This is a genomic window from Candidatus Caldatribacterium sp., from assembly GCA_014359405.1.
GTDB lineage: Bacteria > Atribacterota > Atribacteria > Atribacterales > Caldatribacteriaceae > Caldatribacterium > Caldatribacterium oleiphilum.
Window position 1 is genome coordinate 1 of record JACIZN010000111.1, and the last position, 6,012, is coordinate 6,012.

Sequence of the window (6,012 nt, forward strand, 5' to 3'; positions counted from 1 at the left end):
TATTATACGGTGTGCCTTCAAAAATTTCCATCCCCTCCTCTCTCCTTACTTCTTTGAAAAAACCACGGTCTCGTTTACAATTAGAGTAGAAGAACCGAAAGGGAGGTGTATGCATGGCGAAAGTCGGAGTAATAACTTTTTCGGACGGACGTCCCCATGTGCACAGAGAACTCCTCTCCATGAACCTTGCTTTCCAGGAAAAACTCGTACAGCGACTCAGGGAAGCAGGGCACGAAGTTGTTGTACCTCCTGAGCCCCCCTGGAATAATGAAACCGCCGTGCAAGCCGGGAAAATTCTCCAGCGGGAGGATGTGGACTGCACCATCTTCAATTACGCCATTTGGTCTTGGCCCCACTTTACGGTACTTGCTGCTCAATTTGCTCCTCGACCATACCTTTGCCTCTCGAATATTAACCCCGGGTATCCCGGACTCGTGGGAATGCTTGCAAGTTCCGGAGCACTGGCAAACATTGGGGTACCATACATTCGGGTTTCGGGAGACGTGGCTGACGAGAAGGTCTTTCGAAAAATTCAAACCTTCATCCGGGCCGCATCATGCGTGAAATCTCTTCGGGGAGAAACATTCGGATGCTTTGGCGGACGCCCCATGGGGATGTACACGGCGACCGTTGGAGCAGATACCTGGGCAAAGGTTTTCGGCATCGATGTTGAACACATCGACCAGTGGGAAATCGTCCGGCGTGCTGAAACCATTCCTCGAGAAAAGATTGAAAACGCCTTCAAGTGGTGCGAGGAAAACGTTGGGAAAATCCTCTACGACGGAAAGCAACTGACCCCCGAAATCCTGAAGCGCCAGATTGCCTCTTACTACGCCGTAAAATCTCTCTGTGAGGAGATGCACCTTGATTTCTGTGGCATCAAGGGCCAACCAGAACTCACCAACAACTTCTGCACCATGGACGTTGCCGAGGCTTTCCTCAACGACCCCTACGACTTTGACGGCCCGAAGGAACCCATTGTGTGCGCAACTGAAGCAGATATGGACGCCGCCATCACCATGGAGATTCTCAAGAAACTCGCCGGTACACCTGTACTCTTCGCCGACGTCCGCCACTGGCACGAGGACTACGAAGTACTCGATCTTTGCAACTCAGGGCAGCACGCTACGTACTTTGCCGGAGGGAGCTTTGACTACCGGGACAATCTGCCCAAGGTTATCTTCTACCCCGAAGGCTTTTACTTCCCCGCCGGAGGAGCTGCCGTACACCATCTCGCCCACCCAGGAAAAGTGACACTCGCACGCCTTGGTCGAAGGAATGGTACCTACTGGATGGCCATCCTTCGAGGAGAATTCGTGCAGTTTGATGAGAAAACCAATGAGGAAATCATGCAGCGGACTCAGATTGAATGGCCCCATGCCTTCTGCCGTATCGAAACCTCCATCGAACGCTTCATCGAGAAATTCCCTTGCAACCACATCCATGCTGTGTACGGCGACTACGTGGACGAGCTCATCATGGTGTGCGAGATTCTGGGGATACAGTGGGAAATCCTCTGAAAAAAGGCCCCGGACTTATCCGGGGCCTTAAGGTTCAGAAGCTCTTTTCTGCTTCGTTCAGGTTATCCTTCGTGATTACCTTTGGCTCAATGTAGACGAGGGGCTTTTCGGGCTGCACTCCCTCTCTGAGGTACTTGACAAGGATTTCAAAAGCTGTGGACGCCTGTTTCCCTGGGAACTGTTCAATAGTTGCATCAAGGATTCCCTCTTCAATAAGCTTCAGGGCTTCAGGAAGAGCATCAAATCCAACTGTTATGACTTCCTTGACATCAAACTTCCCGCTTGCATCAAGGGCTTGAATGGCTCCAAGAATCATCTCATCATTGGCACCGAACACAGCATCAATCTGTGGAGTGCTCATGACGAAGTCTTCCATGACCTTCATGCCATCCTCACGACGGAAATTCGCGGTTTGCGACTTCACAACAATATTGGGGTACTGCTTCATGATTTCGTTAAATCCTGCGCTTCGGTCAATAGCTGGTCCGGCGCCGGGGGTCCCGGTGAGCTCAATGACAACGCCTTTCGGCTCTCCGTACTTTTCCGTGAGTTTCTCAACGATGAACTTTGCAGCCTTTCTCCCACCCTCAACGTTATCTGCGCCTACGTGGCAGAGGATTTGCACCGGTGCCCCTTCCTTGATTCTTCGGTCTACGGTGACAACAGGAATATTGGCTTTGTTCAAAGCCTCAATGGCTGGAATTACCGCTTCAACTTCAATGGGAACAAGCAGAACCCCATCCACTCCCCGGATAATCATATCCTCAATGATAGAAATCTGCTTCGAGACGTTGTTCTCCGCTTCAAGGGAAATAACTTCAATACCTCCAAGCTGTGCAGCCTTGTCCTTTACCGCCTGCTCGAGAAAGGCAAACCATGCGAAGGAGAGACTTGGAAACGACAGTCCAATAGTGAGGTCCTTCCCAAACGCTAAGGACCCGAACACCGAGAGTGTAAGGAACACCCCAATCACAAACCCCAAAACGATCTTCTTCATTTCCACAACCTCCCTTCAAGAGTATGGCACAAGGTATGTCCAGAAAAGGGGTTCTCTCTCCTCCTGCTTCCACCTCCCCTCACGATGTACGGAATCGACGCTTAAGTCTATCAAGGAGTACCGCAAAAATAACGATGACGCCCTTAACAATCATCTGCCAGTACGGCTGAACACCAAGGAGGTTCAAACCGTTGGAGACAACACCGATAAGGAGGGCACCAACAAGCGTTCCGTAAACCCCTCCTTCTCCCCCCATGAGGCTTGTTCCACCGATGACCACCGAAGCAATAACGTCAAGTTCGTACCCTTGCCCCGCCACGAGTTCTCCCGAGTTCAGACGGGAAGTCAGGATGAGCCCGCTCAATCCAGAGAGGAAACCAAGGAGCGTGAAAGCGCTGATTTTGTACCTCTCGACCATGATGCCTGAGAGAAGCGCTGCCTCTTCGTTCCCCCCTATGGCGTAGATGTAACGGCCAAAGACCGTCCTTTTCAGGACAATCCCTGCCACAACCACGCACCCCAAAAAGAGGATGACAGGGAACGGAATAGGTCCAACCATCCCTGCCCCAATGAACCGGAAGGCGGGGCTCATCCCCGAAATCGGTTTTCCCTGGGCCACAAGGAGAGTAGCACCCCTGAAAATACTCATCATCCCAAGGGTCACAATGAAAGGATGAAGCTTCCCCTTTGTCGATATGAAGCCGTTGAGAAAACCAATGCCTCCACCGATGAGGAGTGGTACGACAATGCTGAGAAATAAACTTCCACCCCACTTCACTTGAAATCCTGCAGCGATAATCCCCGTAAAGGCCACGATGGAACCAACCGAAAGGTCAATCCCTCCAAGGAGAATGACAAAGGTCATGCCCACAGCAATAACCCCAATGATGGATACCTGCCGGATAACGTTGAGGATGTTGAGGGGGTGGAAGAATACGGGGGTCAATGCCCCAAACATCACAAAGACGACAATGAAAGCAAGGAGAATGCCAACCCTATCCCAGAAGATGAAGAATTTCTGAAAAACCTGAGTAGTTTTCTCCTCAGCTAACACTGGCATACTCTTCTCTCCTCCCAAGGGCAAGCCGCAGAATTACCTCTTTGGTAGCCTCCTCACGGGACAGCTCGCCAACAATCCTTCCTTCCCGCATGACAAGGATACGGTCACTCATGGCAAGAATTTCTGGAAGTTCAGAGGACACCATAATAATGGAAGCTCCCCGCTCAAGGAGTCGGTTCATGAGGTGGTAAATTTCGACTTTTGCTCCGACATCTATTCCTCGAGTTGGTTCGTCGAAAAGGTAAATATCGCAATTGCGGGCAAACCACTTCCCAAGAACCACCTTCTGCTGATTGCCCCCGGAGAGGTACATAACCTTTTGGAAGAGAGAAGGAGTCTTGATATTCATGTGATGCACCATATCCTGTGCTATGGCCTTGAGACGACCATCATGGATGAATCCCCGCACAGAGACGAAAGGAAGAATAGGAAGACCAAGATTATCAAGAACCGAGAGTAGAAGCACAAGACCGTGGACTTTCCGCTCTTCCGGGAGGAGAGCGATGCCATAGTTTATGGCATCAAGGGGAGAGCGAATACGAGCTTCCCTCCCCCGAACGTATATTTTCCCTCCGTCTATGGGGTCTACACCGTAAATGGCTCGGAGAAGCTCCGTTCTCCCAGACCCAACCATCCCGGCAATGCCAAGGATCTCTCCCTTTCGCAGGGAGAAAGAGATGTCCTTAAGAACCCCTCGCCTCGTTAAACCCTCCACCCGCAAGACCTCTTCCCCGATTGCATGGGAAACCCGAGGGAATTTCTCCACCACCTCACGACCGACCATCATGCGAATGAGGTCTTCCATGGTTACATCCTTCACATCTTGTGTAGCCACGTGGCGACCATCCCGGAGAACGGTAACCCTATCGCACACTTCGTAAATTTCCTCGAGGCGGTGGGAGATATAGATAACCGTTACTCCTTCGTTCTTCAGGAACCTGATAATTCGGAAAAGCCCTTCGATCTCCTTTTGGGCCAGTGTCGCAGTCGGTTCATCCATGATGAGCACCTTGGCCTTATGGGAGAGGGCTTTGGCGATTTCCACAATTTGCTTTTTGGCGACTCCAAGGTCTCGAACTTTTTGGTCGACATCGATATCCACACCGAGAAAGCGCATGAGTTCCTGGGCCTCTTTTCGCATCCGATCCCAATCGACAAAGAATCGCCGCTTCACGAAATGGTGCCCCATAAAAATGTTCTCTGCAACAGTGAGAGCAGGAATAAGGTTGAACTCCTGGTAGATTGCTGCAATTCCATTTCGGAGAGCCTCATGTGGATTGGCAAAATGCACCGGCTTACCATCGAAGAAGATCTCGCCTGAGGTTTTCTGGTACACCCCGGTCACAATCTTGATAAGGGTGGACTTGCCGGCTCCGTTTTCTCCAACTAAGGCGTGGACTTCTCCTCTTCGAATGGAAAAGGTCACATTGTCAAGGGCAAGAACCCCTGGAAAACGCTTGGTCAGCTTCTCAAAGTGAAGGATGGGCGTATCATCCATCTACTCCACCTTAGGCCCAAAGTGTTTCAACATGACTAAGTTCTCGGTCTCACTCTCGTTCACAATGGTTACACCACTTCGAGCTGCCTCATAGGTCACAAAGAGCTCATCCTTGGTCATCTCCCCAAAGCGGATGAGGGTTGGAGTCTCAATATCGAGCACACCGAACTTCCCGTGTCCCTGAATGACGATAACCCCATACGGTCCGTCTTCCTTGATGGTGACACTTCGCTTCGGGAACACGGTGAGCTCCTTGGCAGAGAAGTCCTCCGAACCGTAGACCACAAAGTACTCCTCGTACCCCTCCGCTCTCATCTCCTCAAGGGGTCGCACCGGCTTAGGCTCAAGGTAGTGATGGGCAAAGAAGTCCGGGTCCGTGTTCGCTTCCCAGTCGAGGAGACTCACGATGTACTCGAGGTCGTTTTTGTGCTCTGGAGGAACATCCTTGACCACGAGGTCCCAGGGAATGAAGCGGTCCCAGACGATGTTCTGGAAGGGAGCAAAGACATCGGAAGCCTTCTGAGGCTCATAGGTGAGCAAAGACCCAGGGGCATGGAGGATACCAGGCTGCACAATCCAGCCGGTTCCCGGTTTCAACTTGTACGCCCGAGAGAGGTAGAGGATGCCATTGTCCCCCTTGTCCCACATCTCAAGACAGCGGATGACGTCTTCTTTCCTTGTTCCCGGATTCAGCCCAAAGAAGGTGTAGGGGAAGTACCCACCGTGGTTGTTGAGCTGCGGGGGGAAATAGTACCCTTCGGGTTTCCCAAGTCTTCCCACTTTTTTTGCCTTCTCGTCATCATGGTGCACGTGGTGGAAAAGGGGGTTCATGTTGTCGAAGAATTTGGCAAAGACAGGCCATCCCCCAAACTTCTCCATCATGGCCCTGCCAAGAAGCTTCTCTCCGGAAAGCCCTATGGCATCCCGAAGAAGGATT

At 51.5% G+C, this 6,012-nt stretch carries 5 protein-coding genes; 1 reads left to right on the forward strand and 4 read right to left on the reverse strand.

What is annotated here, in order from left to right:
- Positions 1–113 precede the first annotated feature (113 nt).
- Positions 114–1,520 carry an L-fucose/L-arabinose isomerase family protein gene (locus tag H5U36_08370; GenBank protein ID MBC7218133.1) on the forward strand — a complete coding sequence of 469 codons (1,407 nt, stop codon included), beginning with the start codon at positions 114–116 and terminating at the stop codon, positions 1,518–1,520.
- A 34-nt stretch (positions 1,521–1,554) separates the two neighbouring features.
- Here the strand turns inward: H5U36_08370 and H5U36_08375 are convergent, their stop codons facing one another.
- The 4 genes from H5U36_08375 to H5U36_08390 all read right to left on the reverse strand — a co-directional run.
- Positions 1,555–2,517 carry a substrate-binding domain-containing protein gene (locus H5U36_08375; protein ID MBC7218134.1) on the reverse strand — a complete coding sequence of 321 codons (963 nt, stop codon included), beginning with the start codon at positions 2,515–2,517 and terminating at the stop codon, positions 1,555–1,557.
- A 79-nt stretch (positions 2,518–2,596) separates the two neighbouring features.
- Positions 2,597–3,577, reverse strand: a complete 981-nt coding sequence (locus H5U36_08380) for an ABC transporter permease (protein MBC7218135.1) — start codon at positions 3,575–3,577, stop codon at positions 2,597–2,599.
- On the reverse strand, positions 3,561–5,075 hold the full coding sequence (locus tag H5U36_08385) for a sugar ABC transporter ATP-binding protein (protein ID MBC7218136.1): 1,515 nt from the start codon (positions 5,073–5,075) through the stop codon (positions 3,561–3,563). The genes H5U36_08380 and H5U36_08385 overlap by 17 nt, the downstream gene beginning before the upstream one ends.
- The coding region (locus tag H5U36_08390) for a hypothetical protein (protein ID MBC7218137.1) at positions 5,076–6,012 on the reverse strand (937 nt) is incomplete at its 5' end.

Excerpts from the sequence above, each read along its gene's own strand:
- H5U36_08370 (MBC7218133.1), top strand. The coding sequence starts at position 114 with ATGGCGAAAGTCGGAGTAATAACTTTTTCGGACGGACGTCCCCATGTG.
- H5U36_08375 (MBC7218134.1), bottom strand. The coding sequence starts at position 2,517 with ATGAAGAAGATCGTTTTGGGGTTTGTGATTGGGGTGTTCCTTACACTC.
- H5U36_08380 (MBC7218135.1), bottom strand. The coding sequence starts at position 3,577 with ATGCCAGTGTTAGCTGAGGAGAAAACTACTCAGGTTTTTCAGAAATTC.
- H5U36_08385 (MBC7218136.1), bottom strand. The coding sequence starts at position 5,075 with ATGGATGATACGCCCATCCTTCACTTTGAGAAGCTGACCAAGCGTTTT.